This window comes from Mesorhizobium sp. WSM3873 (assembly GCF_001672445.1).
Lineage (GTDB): Bacteria > Pseudomonadota > Alphaproteobacteria > Rhizobiales > Rhizobiaceae > Mesorhizobium.
This window is the reverse complement of the sequence record NZ_LYTM01000026.1, coordinates 37,129-52,014: the sequence shown is the minus strand read 5'-3', so window position 1 is coordinate 52,014 and position 14,886 is coordinate 37,129. Positions and strand designations below refer to the sequence as shown.

20 protein-coding genes are annotated in these 14,886 nt (G+C 60.6%); 17 read left to right on the top strand and 3 right to left on the bottom strand.

Annotated elements, in window-relative coordinates:
* Positions 1-215: 215 nt before the first annotated feature.
* The 11 genes from A9K71_RS18120 to A9K71_RS18070 all read left to right on the top strand — a co-directional run bounded on the left by A9K71_RS18120 (position 216) and on the right by A9K71_RS18070 (position 8,386).
* The gene (locus tag A9K71_RS18120; RefSeq protein WP_066998660.1) at positions 216-2,201 is read left to right on the top strand and encodes a hypothetical protein; all 1,986 of its coding nucleotides are present in this window, start codon (positions 216-218) and stop codon (positions 2,199-2,201) included.
* 11 nt (positions 2,202-2,212) lie between these two features.
* Positions 2,213-2,605 (top strand): hypothetical protein, encoded by a 393-nt coding sequence (locus A9K71_RS18115; RefSeq protein ID WP_245299672.1) that lies wholly within the window; start codon positions 2,213-2,215, stop codon positions 2,603-2,605.
* Between the two features lie 51 nt (positions 2,606-2,656).
* Complete coding sequence (locus A9K71_RS30610; protein ID WP_082980583.1) at positions 2,657-3,427, top strand: lysozyme; 771 nt, start codon at positions 2,657-2,659, stop codon at positions 3,425-3,427.
* On the top strand, positions 3,424-3,906 hold the full coding sequence (locus tag A9K71_RS18105; protein ID WP_066998657.1) for a hypothetical protein: 483 nt from the start codon (positions 3,424-3,426) through the stop codon (positions 3,904-3,906). Before A9K71_RS30610 ends, A9K71_RS18105 begins: the two co-directional genes overlap by 4 nt.
* A gap of 4 nt (positions 3,907-3,910) precedes the next feature.
* A complete protein-coding gene (locus A9K71_RS18100) occupies positions 3,911-4,099 on the top strand; it encodes a hypothetical protein (RefSeq protein ID WP_066998654.1) in 189 nt (62 codons plus the stop codon).
* Positions 4,096-4,404, top strand: coding sequence for a hypothetical protein (locus A9K71_RS18095; protein ID WP_066998652.1), 309 nt, complete (start codon positions 4,096-4,098; stop codon positions 4,402-4,404). Before A9K71_RS18100 ends, A9K71_RS18095 begins: the two co-directional genes overlap by 4 nt.
* Before the next feature lie 261 nt (positions 4,405-4,665).
* Positions 4,666-5,427, top strand: coding sequence for a DUF5131 family protein (locus tag A9K71_RS18090; protein ID WP_066998650.1), 762 nt, complete (start codon positions 4,666-4,668; stop codon positions 5,425-5,427).
* 103 nt (positions 5,428-5,530) lie between these two features.
* A complete protein-coding gene (gene tcmP, locus A9K71_RS18085; RefSeq protein WP_066998648.1) occupies positions 5,531-6,709 on the top strand; it encodes a three-Cys-motif partner protein TcmP in 1,179 nt (392 codons plus the stop codon).
* A 67-nt stretch (positions 6,710-6,776) separates the two neighbouring features.
* A complete protein-coding gene (locus A9K71_RS18080) occupies positions 6,777-7,004 on the top strand; it encodes a hypothetical protein (protein WP_066998646.1) in 228 nt (75 codons plus the stop codon).
* A gap of 418 nt (positions 7,005-7,422) precedes the next feature.
* On the top strand, positions 7,423-7,608 hold the full coding sequence (locus A9K71_RS18075) for a hypothetical protein (protein WP_245299671.1): 186 nt from the start codon (positions 7,423-7,425) through the stop codon (positions 7,606-7,608).
* A gap of 94 nt (positions 7,609-7,702) precedes the next feature.
* On the top strand, positions 7,703-8,386 hold the full coding sequence (locus A9K71_RS18070) for a DNA ligase (protein WP_245299670.1): 684 nt from the start codon (positions 7,703-7,705) through the stop codon (positions 8,384-8,386).
* Positions 8,387-9,057: 671 nt separating this feature from the next.
* On the opposite strand, the gene A9K71_RS18065 is transcribed toward A9K71_RS18070, so the two are convergent.
* The gene (locus A9K71_RS18065) at positions 9,058-9,465 is read right to left on the bottom strand and encodes a MucR family transcriptional regulator (RefSeq protein ID WP_066998642.1); all 408 of its coding nucleotides are present in this window, start codon (positions 9,463-9,465) and stop codon (positions 9,058-9,060) included.
* A gap of 12 nt (positions 9,466-9,477) precedes the next feature.
* On the opposite strand from A9K71_RS18065, the gene A9K71_RS31615 reads away from it, so the two are divergent.
* Entirely contained in the window at positions 9,478-9,798 is a 321-nt protein-coding gene (locus tag A9K71_RS31615; RefSeq protein ID WP_143749654.1) for a hypothetical protein, read from the top strand.
* 654 nt (positions 9,799-10,452) lie between these two features.
* Positions 10,453-10,746 (top strand): PilZ domain-containing protein, encoded by a 294-nt coding sequence (locus tag A9K71_RS30595; RefSeq protein WP_082980581.1) that lies wholly within the window; start codon positions 10,453-10,455, stop codon positions 10,744-10,746.
* A gap of 70 nt (positions 10,747-10,816) precedes the next feature.
* On the opposite strand, the gene A9K71_RS18055 is transcribed toward A9K71_RS30595, so the two are convergent.
* The gene (locus tag A9K71_RS18055; RefSeq protein ID WP_066998638.1) at positions 10,817-11,110 is read right to left on the bottom strand and encodes a hypothetical protein; all 294 of its coding nucleotides are present in this window, start codon (positions 11,108-11,110) and stop codon (positions 10,817-10,819) included.
* Positions 11,111-11,373: 263 nt separating this feature from the next.
* Here A9K71_RS18055 and A9K71_RS18050 point away from each other — a divergent pair, with 263 nt between their 5' ends.
* The 3 genes from A9K71_RS18050 to A9K71_RS18040 all read left to right on the top strand — a co-directional run bounded on the left by A9K71_RS18050 (position 11,374) and on the right by A9K71_RS18040 (position 13,765).
* Positions 11,374-11,655: a hypothetical protein gene (locus A9K71_RS18050; protein ID WP_245299669.1), complete on the top strand. Its 282-nt coding sequence runs from the start codon at positions 11,374-11,376 to the stop codon at positions 11,653-11,655.
* A gap of 1,169 nt (positions 11,656-12,824) precedes the next feature.
* Complete coding sequence (locus A9K71_RS18045; protein ID WP_066998634.1) at positions 12,825-13,205, top strand: cytochrome c family protein; 381 nt, start codon at positions 12,825-12,827, stop codon at positions 13,203-13,205.
* Positions 13,206-13,582: 377 nt separating this feature from the next.
* The gene (locus A9K71_RS18040; protein ID WP_066998632.1) at positions 13,583-13,765 is read left to right on the top strand and encodes a hypothetical protein; all 183 of its coding nucleotides are present in this window, start codon (positions 13,583-13,585) and stop codon (positions 13,763-13,765) included.
* A gap of 23 nt (positions 13,766-13,788) precedes the next feature.
* Here the strand turns inward: A9K71_RS18040 and A9K71_RS31610 are convergent, their stop codons facing one another.
* Entirely contained in the window at positions 13,789-13,947 is a 159-nt protein-coding gene (locus A9K71_RS31610; protein WP_156752705.1) for a hypothetical protein, read from the bottom strand.
* 504 nt (positions 13,948-14,451) lie between these two features.
* On the opposite strand from A9K71_RS31610, the gene A9K71_RS18035 reads away from it, so the two are divergent.
* Positions 14,452-14,877 carry a hypothetical protein gene (locus A9K71_RS18035; RefSeq protein WP_066998629.1) on the top strand — a complete coding sequence of 142 codons (426 nt, stop codon included), beginning with the start codon at positions 14,452-14,454 and terminating at the stop codon, positions 14,875-14,877.
* Positions 14,878-14,886: the final 9 nt, after the last annotated feature.

The window sequence follows — 14,886 nt, the reverse complement described above, 5'->3', positions numbered from 1 at the left end:
CTGGGGCGGCGGCGGCTACGGCGGCGCAACTCCTTCGACCGGTGTCCAGGTGCCCGGCGGTCCGGGCTCTCTCGGCGGCGGCGGTGGTGGTGGCGACGGCGGCGGCTCCGGCGGGGCCGGCGGCAACGGTGTGGTCGTCATCTTCGAATTCGACTGATCGCGGCATCGCCGCCCTCGCGTAAGCCAACCACTCACACACATTCGGATTGGGACAAATGAATCCCTTCAGCTACGGCAATGTCCTGACCGCTGGCCAGTGGAGCTATCTGTTCTCGCAGAAGCAGGACGCGCTCGGCTATACCCCCGTGAACCGGGGCGGCGACACGATGCAAGGGCCGCTCAACACCCAGGCCTCTACGTCCAACGGCGCGGGATTCAGCATCCCTCCTGGCGCTGCCCCGGGAGTGCCGGTCGATGGCCAGATCTGGATGACCATCTTTGGGCTCTTCTTCCAGATCGGCGGGAAAACAATCGGACCGATCGCCAACGGCACCATCGTTGGGCCTTCGACCTCCGTGGTGGGCGATATTCCAGTTTTCTCCACGATCGGCGGCACTGCCCTCGCGGACAGCGGGATCTCGCTCGCTTCGCAGTTCCCCAACCTCATTCTGGCTACTCCAGCCTTCGGAAGCGGAGTGCCCGCATTCCGAGCGCTGATCGGGGCTGACCTACCCACGCCGCAGCCCGTGGCCCTCGGTGGCGTGAAATCTGCGGCGGCTCCACCCCATCAGTTCGGGACCGGAGTCGACACCAGCGGCAACCCGACGTTCGCTCAGCCGGCGATCGGCGACGTCTCGGGCCTTGCCGCGAACATGCTGGCCTTTCTTGCCGGCGGCACGAGCGCCCAGCTCGCCGCGGCGATGGTCGACGAGACCGGCAGCGGTCCGCTTGTCTTCGCCACGAACCCGACCGTCGCCCTTGGCTCGGCCTCGACCGCCGTCACGCAGACGCCCGGCGACAACTCGACCAAGTTGGCCACGACGGCCTATGTGCAGGCAGCGATATTCGCCACCACGACGCTGCCGGCGACCAGGCTGGCCACGACCACCGCGCTTCCGGCGGTCACCTATGCCAATGGAGCATCCGGCGTCGGTGCCACGCTCACCGCTTCTGCCAACGGTGCCTTGACGGTCGATGGCGTAGCCGCGAACCTCAACGACGTGATCCTGGTCAAGAACCAGGCCTCGTCGTTCCAGAACGGCATCTATACGGTCACGGCGACCGGTAGCGCGGGCGCGCCTTTCGTCCTGACGCGTGCGACCTACTACAATCTCTCTGCCGACATCGATCTTGGCGACCAGACGTTCGTGACGGGTGGAGCGACGCAGGGCGCCACGACCTGGACGCAGAATGCCAAGGAAAACCCGGTCATTGGTACCGACCCGATCACGTTCGCCCAGACGGCGGGCGTCGGTTCATACACGGCCGGCAATGGCCTTATCCTGGCGGGCACGCAGTTCTCGATCGACACTACGATCACCGCTGACCTAACTTCGGCGCAGTCGCTCTCCAACAAGACGCTGGTGAGCCCGGCACTCAGCGGCGTGCCCACCGCGCCGACTGCAGGGGCCGGCACGAGCAGCGCGCAGATCGCCACCACGGCATTTGCGGCGGCCGCTGCAGCAGCCGCCGCGGCCGGGACGCTTGTCAACGTCCAGGTAAAGACTGCCTCGGGCACCTATATGCCGACCGCAGGCGCAAGTCGCGCACTCGTCTTCGTCACTGGCGGCGGCGCGGGTGGCACGACCGGCACGGGCAGCGGCAGTGAAAGCGGCGGCGGCGCTGGTGGCACGGCCATCTTCTTCATGAACGGTGTCTCGGCACAGACCGTTACAATTGGCTCGGGCGGCGCTGCCGGCGCCGCAGGTGGATCATCCGCATTCGGCACTGTTACGGCGAACGGCGGCTCTGCCGCAGCCTCTCAGAACATCGGCGGCCGGGGCGGCACGGCAGCCAACGGCTACATGAATATTGCTGGCGGCGACGGCGGCTCCGGCACCAATGCGACCGGCAACTCCCAAGGCGGCGAGGGCGGCGCCAGCTTTTGGGGCGGCGGTGGCGCGGGCGGCCAGACCGCTAACAGCCACAATGCCGGCGCGGCCGCGCAGGCATACGGCGCTGGCGGCGGCGGCGGTTCGTACAGCGCTGGCGCTGGCGGCGCTGGCGCGCCCGGCGTCGTTCTCATACTCGAGTTCAAATAAGGATCGCATTCATGCAACTGGCAGTCATCCAAGGCACCGAAGTCGTGAACCTCATCGAGGGCGACCCGACCTTCACACTCGACGGGTTCACCATCGTCCCGCTCGCGGAGCCGGGGTATATCGGCGGCACCTATAGCAATGGCGTGTTCAGCGCTCCCCCGGCACCGCCTGCCGTTGTGCCGGAAAGCGTGTCGGCTCGGCAATTCCACCTCCAGCTAAGCGTTGCCGGTTTGCGCGCCCAGGTCATCGCCTGGATCGGAACGCAGCCTGTCGAGGTGCAAGACGCCTTCGAATACAGTGGAAGCTTCGTGCGCAACGAGCCGATGATGGAATCCGGCTTCGCCGCGCTCGGCTACACGTCGGCCCAGATCGACGCGTTCTTCACGGCCGCCGCGCTGCTCTGACGGCCGCCCACCGTCGGGCTCGACCATCCCCTCTTTCCGAAAGGAACTGTAATGCGTCTCGTCCCTGACGTGCGTCGCGTGGTGCTTTTGTCTCTGAGCTTCTGGATGCAGGTTTTCGGCCTCGCCGTGCTCATCGTGCCTGAGCTTTGGTACGGCTGGACCGGCCAGGACTATGATCCGAACATCGCATGGTGGCTCGCTGTCGGCCTTCTGCTTGCCGGCATCATCGGCCGAGTCTTCCAGCAGGGAATTTCCCCGTGGAAGGAATGGCTGCGCATCGCCGCCGTCGCGGCAATCGTCTTTGCGCTGGCGCTTCTGCTCGCATGGCCGTCCAGCGCCGCAAGCCTTCCAGATGGTCCGGCGACCGAGGCGCAGACGCTGGCGATCGCGGTGCCGTTCATCGCTAAGGAAGAGGGCAAGAGCAACCGCGCTTACCGTGATGCCGTCGGTATCTGGACGATTTGCTACGGCTCGACACGCGACGTCCGCGCCAACATGGTGCTGACCGACCAGGAGTGCCTCGACCTTCTCAAGATCGAGGTGGCCCAGCATCGCACCGGCCTGCACCGCTATTTCACGCCGTCGACAATCGACATTCGCCTGCCGGCGACACGGGACGCGGCCTACACGTCGCTTGCCTTAAACGTCGGTCCCGCCGGCGCGGGAAAGAGCACCGCAACGCGCCGCCTCAACGCTGGTGATGTCGCCGGCGGCTGCGATGCGCTCACCTGGTTCGATAGAGCCGGCAAGCGCGTGCTGCGCGGCCTGTTCGAACGGCGCCAGCGTGAGAAGGCGCTCTGCATGATTGGCGCAAGCCGATGATGCTCGCTTTCCTCGCACCGGTTCTGGCCCTCCTCGGCCCGGTCTGGAATTTCTGCACCAGCCGTATCGGCCTGCCGCTGGTCCTGGCCGGCGGCATCATCCTCTTTTACGAGGGCCTGCCGCTCGGCCCGGTCCGCGACATCCCCTATGTCGGGCCGGCCCTGGCCGGCTTGGTCGACGGCCGCGTCGATCGACAATATGCCGCCGGCCAAAAGGCGGAGGACGCGCTGTGGCAGGAGAAGATCAAGCTCGCCGCCATCGCTCAAGCGGCCGACAACAAGACGCGGCAGCAGGACATCGATGCCGCGGCACAAGCCTACATCGACAGGCAGCATAGCGACGCCGGCCGCATCGGCCAGCTGGTGCGCGCGCAGAAGGACCAAGACAATGCACCGCCCGTTTCGACCAATCCTTCTGGCTGCAAGCCTGATGGCATCTCTGCAGGGGTGTCAGAGCGCCTCGACGCCATCGGTCGATAGCCTGGTGACCAAGCCGACGGCACACGTCGATCCAAGCGTGATGCAGGATTGCGTCGGCGTGGTCGATATCCCCCATCGCTTCGTCTCGACGGAGGAGGAAGCCCGGCTGCACGCGGAAGATCGCCGCCGTCTCGGGGACTGCGTTCGCCTCAACCACGCCAAGGGCGATACCATCCAGGCGCTCGTGAAATGAGCGGAGGGTTCCCCCAGCGCCTTCGCGAACTCGACCCGGAAACGATCCTCTGGCTCGATCGCCTCGACAGCAAGCAGCGCGAGGCCCTCATCTGGGCCGGCCGCCTGAAGCCCGAACAGCGGGACCGGCTCGATGATTTCCTCGATATGGACGAGGATCACTTCCAAGCGGGATTCGCTGTGGTGAAGCTCTGGACGCGGTTGCGCTGGCTGGGCTCCACATCGATGTGGATCATTCTTACGGTTGCGGGGTTGTTACTGGCATTGACGCAGATCATCGACCAGTTGAAGGGATCCAAGCTGTGAGGCTGCCGCGCACCGCTTCCGAAGTTCTGACCGGTCTGATTTTCCTCTTGGCCGGGGCTCTCGGGGTGCTGCTCTACCTGCAGATCGCACAGGCGCTCACCCTGTAATTCCCTGCACATCACTTCCAGTCTCCCCATCGGCTTCGGCCGGTGGGTTCTTTTTTGCGCTCTCGGCTCGCCGCGCCGGCTGGGATTCATCTGAAGGTTTTTATCAGCTATTGTGCGCAATCATGCCGCGCAGGACCGCCGAGGAGGACTTCATATGGCTGACACCACGATCGAATGGACGGACGCCACTTGGAACCCGGTCGCCGGGTGTACGATCCTTACCGCAGGCTGCACGAATTGCTACGCCATGAGAATGGCCGCTCGGCTGGAAGCCATGGGAATGGAGAAATACCATGGCCTCACTCGCAAAAGCGGGGGCCGTGCGAAGTGGACCGGCAAGGTGGTAATCGACCCGAAGTCACTCGCTATACCCGCAGCCTGGTCAAAGCCGCGCCGGGTGTTTGTGAATTCTATGTCAGATCTGTTCCATATTGATGTGCCCCCGGACTTCATCCGGCAGGTCTGGGCGGTGATGGAGCAAACGCCCCGGCACACCTATCAAATCCTTACGAAGCGACCAGAGGTGATGGCAGAAATCCTGTCGCGAGGAGACTTCCCGGTGCTCTCAAACGTGTGGCTCGGGACCAGTGTTGAGGATAGCCGCGTGCTCGATCGTCTCGACGATTTGCGACGTGCCCCTGCGGCCATCCGCTTCGTGTCACTCGAGCCGCTGATAGGTTCAGTGGCAGGTGCCAATCTTTCGAATATCGATTGGGCAATCGTTGGGGGTGAATCCGGACCTGGCGCGCGAGATATGGACCCACGGTGGGTCGACGAGATCGAAGCCATGTGCCGAAGGAGCGGAACCGCGTTCTTCTTCAAGCAGTGGGGCGGCCGCAATAAAAAAGCGACCGGACGGACCCTCAACGGGCGGACCTACGATGAAATGCCAATCGGGCCCTCTCTCGCCCTTTGATTGTGGGTGTCAAGACGTCTCTCTAGACCGGATTGGTCATTAGGCACTAATGTTTCCCGGCGAGTCGACTTCTGCCTGACGCGCTGGTTGCGGGGAATCTCAAGTGCAAGACATATATTTTGGCCGTGAACAGACTGCTGCGAAGCATTTCATCCTGCGAAAATACTTACAGTCTCTGGCGTTTAAGGTGCTGCTCGGAGGATATCCGACATTGACTTATGTGGACGGGTTCTCTGGCCCCTGGGAGACCCGCACCACGGACTATTCAGATACATCTTTCATGATAGCCATTCAAATGTTGAAAGACGCCCAGCTTCAGATGAAGCGGCAAGGCAAGTCCAAAACCATTCAATGCTTCTTTGTTGAAGCGGATCGGGCAGCCTTTGCAGAACTAGACCGCGCGGTGAAGGCGCACCACGACCCGTCAAACAACTTTCACGTCCACAGTTTTTGTGGCCGGTTTGAAGATGCCGTCGACCTCATAATGAAGGTGGTCGGTCCGTCGTTTGCGCTCACTTTCATAGATCCTACTGGTTGGACGGGGTACGAGTTCGGCAAGGTCAAGCCAATCATGCAGCACCGACCGGGAGAGGTGCTGTTGAATTTTATGTTCGATCACGTGAACCGGTTCACCGCTTGGGACGACGCAAAAATCATTGCGTCCTTCGATGGGATACTAGGTGCGAACTGGAAAGAGAGACTAGACGCTCGCCTAGCTAGAGAGGTGGCAATCCAAGCTCTGTTTTCAGAGGAATTTCGAAAGTCTGGTGGGTTTCAGCATGTGCTGTTGACGCCGATCGAAAAACTGGCAGAGCGAACGTTCTTCTGCATCGCATACGGAACCAGGAATTCGAAAGGCCTGGAGACCTATAGAGAGGTCGAGTTCGCGGCCTTAAAGGACCACGGACTTCGGCGGATCGAAGCGCGCCAATCGATCGAGACAGAAAGAACCGGGCAAACAGATATTTTCAAGCTGGCAGGGTTTAAGGACGTGCCAGCTGTGGAACGGCAACTCCCGGGTATTCGGGCTGATGCACAGCAATGGCTCTTATCCAAACTTCGGGCATACGACATAGCCTTGCCTTTTTCTCAGATTTGGCCCGAGATGATGGAAACGTTTATGTTGCGAATGAAAGATGCAAAACAAGTCTGCGCCGATCTGGCCACGGACGATTTGATCCGTGCATCGTGGCGGGAGGGGGGATCCAGACGTCGCACTCCAAGCGATGACGACCCCATCGAATTAACGCCAAAGGGCAAGGGAGACATCGGGCTCGCCTAGAATGTCCGGAACCATTCGAGCACGGGCAAATTGAATCGCCTGTAGTGGCGTCAAGAGTTCGGCGTTCATGAGCAGTCCGATAACCAGCCAGAATTTAAAGCGCGCCGCAGTCCGTAAGGCGCTCGACCGCCACAAGGTCTACATCACGGCGCAGCGTTTCTCCGGAGGCTCCTACGAGGCTCGCGTGCTGGTCGACGGCGAGGTCTATTGGGTCGATGAATTACGGCTGAGCCAGCTGCGCGCAGGCATATCGCCTTCGGAGCTGGAGTGGATACCGGCAGGAGAAGATAGCTGATCGCTCCGCCGTTCCGATAGCGTGACGCTTGCCCGAGCGTCCGTTGCGTTAACCGCTCGCTCCACAATTTTCGGGGGAACCGGCCGCCACTAACATTTGTTATAGGCGGAATGCAGAAACCAGAAGCCAAATCCGACACAATTCCGGTCGCCCTCGTGCTTGCAGCCATCCGGCTCCAGGTCGCGATCGACAGGCGCCAAGCGGAACAGAGGCGAGGCGCCGAAAAATAGTCCGTGCCTGAAGGCTCCGGAACTTAAGCCCCGGAAAAGCATTGCCTTTCCATGTTCAGTGACAAAGAAACAATCATCTTAGAAGCTTGTTTGCTGGTGGCCGTGCCTCTGTCGGTTGGCATGTCCGTCCTCTCGGCCGTCCTATTCCATTGATGAGCACACGGGGTGTAAATTTCCTCGACAAATGGATGGCAGAGCACCTGCCGAACGCGATGACTGATGATCCCGTCGCAGTGAGCGACTTGGCCGACCAGCTCATGGGAGCGGCCGACCGAGAAGGCATCCCGGCCGCCGAGATCAACGAGGAAGTCGAAAGCGTCTACGGAGTGATCTTCGAACCCCTGGCGAACCGCGAAGGAAGCTTGGCGGGGTAGACCGCGAATAACGCATACTACATACAAATTCGCTAAAATGCCCGGAACCGATGGGCCGCGGACGGCTTGAATCGCGTTTGGAGAGTTCGGGTGCATGCGTAACGCCAGAGAGCGGTTGATGTTCATCAAGCCGCTTGAGCCTATCCAGGTCGAGACGCCGCCGGTCAGCGACGACTGGCTGCACGAGATCAAATATGACGGCTTCCGCACCCAGCTCGTCCGCGATTGGGCAGGTGTTAGGGCATTCTCACGAAACGGGCATGACTGGTCTCAGCGCTACTGGCCGATCGTCACCGCGGCAGAAAAGCTGCCGGCGGAATCGTTTATCATCGATGGGGAGATGATCGCGCCCGATCCCGATGGCCGGCCGAACTTTCACCAGATGCATTCTCGGATGGTGTGGAATGCCGAACAACTCGCCTTCGTTGCTTTCGATATCTTGCATCTGAACGGCCAGGATCCCCGATCCCTGCCGCTGATCGAGCGCAAGGCCAAGCTCTGGAACCTGATCCGGCCGGCCAGGGACATCATTCAATACAGCGACCATGTTGAGGGCAACGGCGTCGCGTTCTTCGAGGCCGTCGAGCAGATGGGCCTTGAGGGCATGGTCTCGAACGACGCGAGAGCCTCTATCGAAGCGGGAAGGTCGATTCCTGGGTCAAGTGCAAGTGCTGGGATGTCGGCGACTTCGAGCTTCTCGGCATTAGACGCGAGCCTGGGAAGCCCGCTGCGGCGATCGTGGCGCGCGGTGGCCGATATGCCGGCACAGCGTTCATAACGCTGCCCAGCGGCCTCAGGGAAAGGCTGTGGCAGCGCGTCGAAGCGGTTAGGGCCTCGAAGCCTTCCCAGCCTGTCCCCAGCGCCTTCGCCGATGATGTCGAATGGCTGAGGCCTGGCATCACCGGCCGGGTAAGGTTCCTTCGTGGCGAGCACACGCTACGCCATGCGACACTGCAGGACTTGGAGGAAGGAACCAAATAAGGTGGCCTCCCAGCTTGAGGTCAGCATGAGCGCGCGGGCTTTGAAATTTCTGGACCGATGGATGGCAGAACATCTGCCAAAGGTGAGCACCGACGACTCAGGAACCATTGCCGATCTCGTCGTTGAACTCCTGGCTTCTGCCGGCCGGCTGAGACTCAACAGATGCCTGCCACCCCAGGCAACGGGATGACGGGCATCTATCCACTCTCTCATGCCGCCGAACGAAGGGACACATGTTCGCCGGCTCTATCAAATGTATGCAGTGGGATGTAGGTTTCGGGACAGGGACCAAAGCGTCATTCTCTACGACTTCTGTCTGAATTGGGAACATCCCGACGGGATGCGAATATGGCCTCGGCGGCACGGGTAGTTCCGGCATTCTATCCGAGCCGCCTGAAAGGCAAAGCATGGAGCCCGCTCGCACTCCTTCTCTCACGAGCGGGCTCTTGCCCGCCGCGCTGAGGACCTTTACGTCACGCTCCGCTTGGTTGCCTTCTTCGCCGGCTTAGCTGCAGCCTTCCGCTGAAAGCCAAACCCCTTCGCCAACGCCGATCGCCGCTCCGCATAGTTCGGCGCCACCATCGGATGGTCTGCCGGCAGGTTCCATTTCGCGCGATACTGCTTTGGTGTAAGACCGTGATCGGTCATCAGGTGCCGCTTGAGCGACTTGAACTCCTTGCCGTCCTCCAGGCAGATGATGTGATCGGGGAAGATCGAGCGCTCCGGGTCGACGGCAGGCTCCTGCTTTGGCAGCAGGGCTGCGCCAGTGAGCGAGTAATACACCGACGCGATCAAATCCGCCAAGTCGGTTACCGAGACGAGATTATTGCTAACATAAGCGGAGACGATGTCGGCGGTGAGGTCCACTAGTGACATGCGAAATCTCTTTTGTCTGACAAAGCTCTCTATTTGAGCGCATCTGCTAATAAAATGAAATCCAGCCAAAAGGCCGAGCTCGCCTTGCATCGCAGCATGATGGCTGGACTCAAGAGCTTATCGACGCTGGCATGTCACGGGCGGCTGCCTGGATTGCCATCGTCATCAAAAGCTCGATCTGCCGGCGCTCCGCGACCGCTTCGGCGCTATGCTCCGGCGATGGAGTGGGACCTCAAGCCGAAGATGAAATGCGCCGTCTGTGGCGGCAAGCGGATCACGCTGGCCTATTCGCCTGACACCCGCCCGAAAGACCTTCACCGCAAAGGAGTGTGAGGTTTCTAGGGCGTGCGTTTCGGATCCCAGACCCATGGCAGCTGCTGCATGTCACCGTCACCCCAGAGCATCCCTGGCGATGTGTCCCGGCCGGGCAGCACGTGCCGGTAGACTGCTCCCATTTGTTGCACATGAATACCCTGCCACTTCCCTGGCATGCAGCGCATGTGTTTTTCCTGAAGTCCGCCATCTCGCTTCGCTCACCCCGATCGCCGTCTTAGCGAGAGCTAAAGTGCTGATCAAGGGCTGTCATTGAGAGCGAAATTCTCAGAGACGTGCCTATCTCCAGGGTTTCCGCAGCCTCACGCCAGCGCCGCCGCCGTTGTCCGGGATAAACTCGACGCCCGCCGGGCGCGGCAACCCCGCGTTTGTGGCGCACAACCAGCTTCCAGCATACAATGACGCCACACACCTGAACTCTCCAAGTTGGGGTTCTCTTTTGGCCCGGCTGCTTCGGTGGCCGGGCTTTTTAGCAATCGCGAATGTGTGATGTGCATTTGAACCGGATCGCGAGTTAGAGTGACCTGCGTCACCTAAATTACTCCATGGATCCGGCCCGGAGGCTTCGGCTTCCGGGTCTTTCTGTTTGCCATCCCGTCCTGCCCATATTTGTGACTGGACGGAGCGCTGGAAGCCCGTTCACGTTATAGGCCTATGGAATCCCCACCTCCAGACGGTCCCCGTCGAGAACATCGCCCGCGCGTGTTGAAGGGCGCAACGATTATCACTGGTTTCCAAAACTCGGAAATCAGTTGTTCTCTACGCAATCAGCACTCCCAAGGAGCCGAACTGAGGTTGGCCGCAGACATTCAGATTCCAGCACGCTTTGTGCTCTACGTTCCCGTCGACGAGATCGCTTACAAAGCTGTCGTTCGATGGCGAAGGAATGACCGCGTAGGCGTCGAATTCGAGGGTACCGAGCCAAAGCCGAAGTTCCATTACGGTTGAATGCCGCAAGGGACTTAGAGGGCAACCAACGGATAGGAGTGAACGTCCGAGGTGATGATTGGAGGGCGGGTCAGGCGTTACCTTCGACCGCACTCTCGTCGTCCAGCGCGTAGGGCACCGGCAGGTAGGCGTTAGCCATCAGCCATTCACCGACGATCGTTCTGACCAGCTCCGGCTTGGATAGCCCCATTTCCGCGGCGGCCAGGCCTGCCAACGCTTCCTCGACCTTCGGATGGACGAGCCCCGTCACATTCCTCAACATTAGGGCGGCCCTGCGGAGCATCACCTGAAGGTCGGCTCTCGAGATCTCTGCAATCTGATCGGCTGCCTCTTCCAGGTCGGTTGCTATCGTCTCACGTATCATGATGTGCCTCTGCTACAGGTAGCGTTCCCCCTCCCCACGGTGCTCAAAGCAAAACCAGTGAGATGGCTTCCTCGGGCGAGCAAAGCCCCAGCCCGCGTCTTTCGCACAACCCTTGTGCTCGCAGGCGTGGCCGAGAGGCCCGCGCTCGCGCGTTTGCACAGGCTCACCAGGGCGTGTCGGCTCGTCGCTCATGACGAAAAGATTTCATATGCCCGCTTGACGTTCAAGTTTTTTGTTCTTTTTCTGTTCTCATGGCGCATGAGATGATCGACACGCTGGGCAAGGCGACCCGGCACAACATGCTTTTGAAGCTGGAGTGCGCCTGCGGGAACGTGCGCTACTGCCGGTCGGCTGACCTCATGATGGTCTACGGCGGGGGCGCCAATCCCTTCCGCCTGAGGTTCGACTGCAGCCGCTGCAAGCCGGAGATCAAGGTGACGCTCGTCGAGGTTCACCCCGAGCATCTGCCGAGGAAGCTTGTGATCCACAAGCCCATGAAGGTCGACGGCAAGATCGTCTGGCACACGGAAAGGTTCCGGCCCTGAGCAGCGCTGGTGCGTCGTTGCTCACATTTGTTGCATTGCTCTGGAACAAGAAGACGACCGCCGAGCGGGGCGGGGGACCTGGGTGTGTCGACGGTCGTCGGAGGACAGGGGGCCATAGAGTCAGCAAACTGCGTTGCGATCGGCCCTGGCTCAACATGTCATTGATTCAACCCGCATAAAATAACAAATGTTGTGGTTCTCTCCAAAGCCTGTCGACACACGGCGGACTTTACCCGACGCCCCCTTCTCGCGAGCGGCGGTATCTCAACAGCCGGCGTTGAAAGAGCGCCGCCCCTCTCACACGGCTCCACCCGACATACCTTCAACCCTGAGGCGCCTCATTGCTTCCCGACCTTAGAGGAGATCTTCTCGCACCTTTTTCTCGCGAGTGGCGGCAATATCTAAGCGCGGCCCTAAATGCCGCGGCTGCCAAGTCGCATTTGCGCTTGGATGGACCATTGCTCTGAATGACAATTTCGGCCTGCCTGGTTGTCAAACCGTGCTTTGCCGCGAACTCGTCTGGGTCGTAGGTGTCCGTCCAGCGCGACCGCTTCACACCTTGCATCTTACCTCCGCGGTAACGAAATCGTGAGAAGCAAACGCGGGGCCGTTCATAAGGTTTCAGATGAATGTCGGAAGCCTCAACTCGGCTGGGCACCAGAGCCGGCTTTCTCCTCGGCGGCTTATAGGGTGGTCACCACGCTCTTGGTCTCTTTTCGTTCTGCACTCTCGAATGGCGGGCAACTTACATAGCCAGGGCTATGGCCTCGGCTAGAACCCTGCCGCGCTCACGGGCCTGGAGGCTGTAGAACGGCCCGGCAGCCATCTTGCTTCGGGGTGAAGTGGTGACGCACCGCCGGGCCGAGGTGGTCCGGAAGTGGGTAGCCAAAACCCCGGACGGCGCTAACGATAGCGTCATGGCGGGCGATAGCAATTGTTGTTTTGGTGAGCGTCAAATCAAGGACCAAAGCGCGTCGCCTGAGTCCGCTCCTCGGGACGCGCCGCACAAACTGGCGTTTCTACCCACCGGCTTGATACTGTGGTATGTAGATGCCGCAACTCCATTGGTGGGACCACGGATATTCCGCTCTACCGTGCAGGCCGCCCCAGCGCAGCTGGCGTGGTGCGGATCGTCCGGCGCAAATGACGATCGATCAGGGAGGACTGCCATGCGCGCAATCGCAATTTTCATCGCCTCGTCGGCCACGATCTTCCTTGCAAGCCCATCGCGGGCGCAGGATGCCGCCGCAGGCGAGAAGGTCTTCACCAAGTGCAAGGTCTGCCACATTGCCGACCAGGACCAGAACAAGGTCGGCCCGTCTCTGCACGGCGTCATCGGGCGCACCGCGGGCACGCATCCCGGTTTCACTTATTCCATGGCCATGACCGAGGCCGGAAAATCCGGCATCAAATGGGATGAGCCTACGCTGACGAAGTATCTTCAGGACCCGAGGGGGATGGTCAAGGGGACGAAGATGGCGTTTCCCGGCCTCAAGAACGATCAGGACGTAGCCAACGTCATCGCTTACCTGAAACAGTTTTCCAAGTAAGCGGGCCCTTCCAGGCGCCCTGTCGGCGGCAGCGTCGCGGGACGGCGGCTTGGCGGGTTAGATAGACAGATGCCCGCCACTCCTGGCAGAAACGGCGGGCATCTATCCACTCTCTCATGCCGACGATGAAGGGGACATTGCTCGCCGGCCCTATCAAATGATGCAGAGAACGCGAAGGTTTCAGGGTTGGGACCAAAGCGGCAGCTCCTCCGACTTCGGTCGCAATCTGGCGGAAGGGAACATTCGATCAACCATCCCGTTGGGTGTCGCGGCGTGTGTCCCGGCCAAGGTTCACCGCGCCGCGCGGGGGCATTCCCCCGGAGCCCGTTCGACCTCCCTCAGGCGAGCGGGCTCTTGTTTGAGACGGAGATAGGGCAGTGAAGGACGGCGACGGCAAGCCGAACGGGTCGCGCACGGACAAAAATACCCGCCTTTTGGCAGCGCGGTTGGCAAAAGAGACTAGCCTATCCGAGGAGGAGGCGCGGGAGCTGATCCGGCTGATCGGCACGGATTGGAATTCGCTGGTGCGGGAAGCGAAATTTCTCAAGCGCCGCCATTGAGGCGCCTGGCAGGGAGACCGAGCTTACGGTTTGGGTTTCCTATCCACCGTGGCAAACAGCGCCGCCTCGTCTGTCGCCCCGTTCTGGAAGGCCGTGATCAACAGGCTGCCCAGCCATTCCCTTTCGGCGGCGTCCGCACCTGCGGGTAATAGCTTCTGGAGCACTCTTTCAAGCATCGCCATGTCGTCGGGTCCGAGAATACTGTTTGGCTGAGAACGCATCGGGCACCCCCAGGAACCTCTGCGGCCCGGCCCGCTTTAACCTAGGTGACACAGGATTATCACGGGTCGGGCCACCCCACCGCTTGAAGGTGGGGAGCATTGATCCTGCATCCATATGAGCGGACTCGCAACTAACAGATTTGCGACTGAAGCCTCTAACGATCCCGCGCATAAGTCCTGTTTGTTTAGCAGCCGTCTAAAGGCCGGAACTTGGCGAGACGAGAGCGGTTATAGAGATTGGGCGGCAAGGCTTTGTCCTCCGTTTCTGCTTGCCGTCTGAAAGGCCACGACGGAGCCCGCTCGGCCCTCACGAGCGGGCTCTTGCCGTTCTAGTTCCCGTTTCGCTGTCGATCCTCGCCTGGTGATTGCCGGGCGGATCCCCAATTGTGTTTTGACTATTTGGCTTGTCGGGCGCGTAAAATATCAAGTTCGCCCAACCGGGCGGACCAACTCAGGGAGGATGTTATGAAGATGAATCGACGTAATGCTCTCGCCCTTGCTGCCACCTCGATGGCCGCCCCGCCAATGGCCGCGAAGTTCACCCCGGTATCGGCCAAGACCTATGGCCCGACTGAGGGCAAGGAGATTTTTCCTGGCGTTCGGCTAGTCGAGCGGGGGACACGAGACTCCCATATCAAGGGGTATAAGAAAATCGTCATGGAAGACGTGATTTATCAGCCGAAAGGAACTAGCCCGCTGGGGGATGTGATGACCGACGACATGGTCTGCACGGTCACTGAAGGCGAACTGGAAGTTACGGCCGGCGATATGAAATTCACGGCCAAGGAAGGCGACGTTTGGAGCTGCGGCAAGGGCAGTACGAAAGAGGCTGCTACGAACAATGGAACAGTAGTCGCAGTAATGCGCGTCATTAACCTCAAGGTCGCATAAGTGCACACG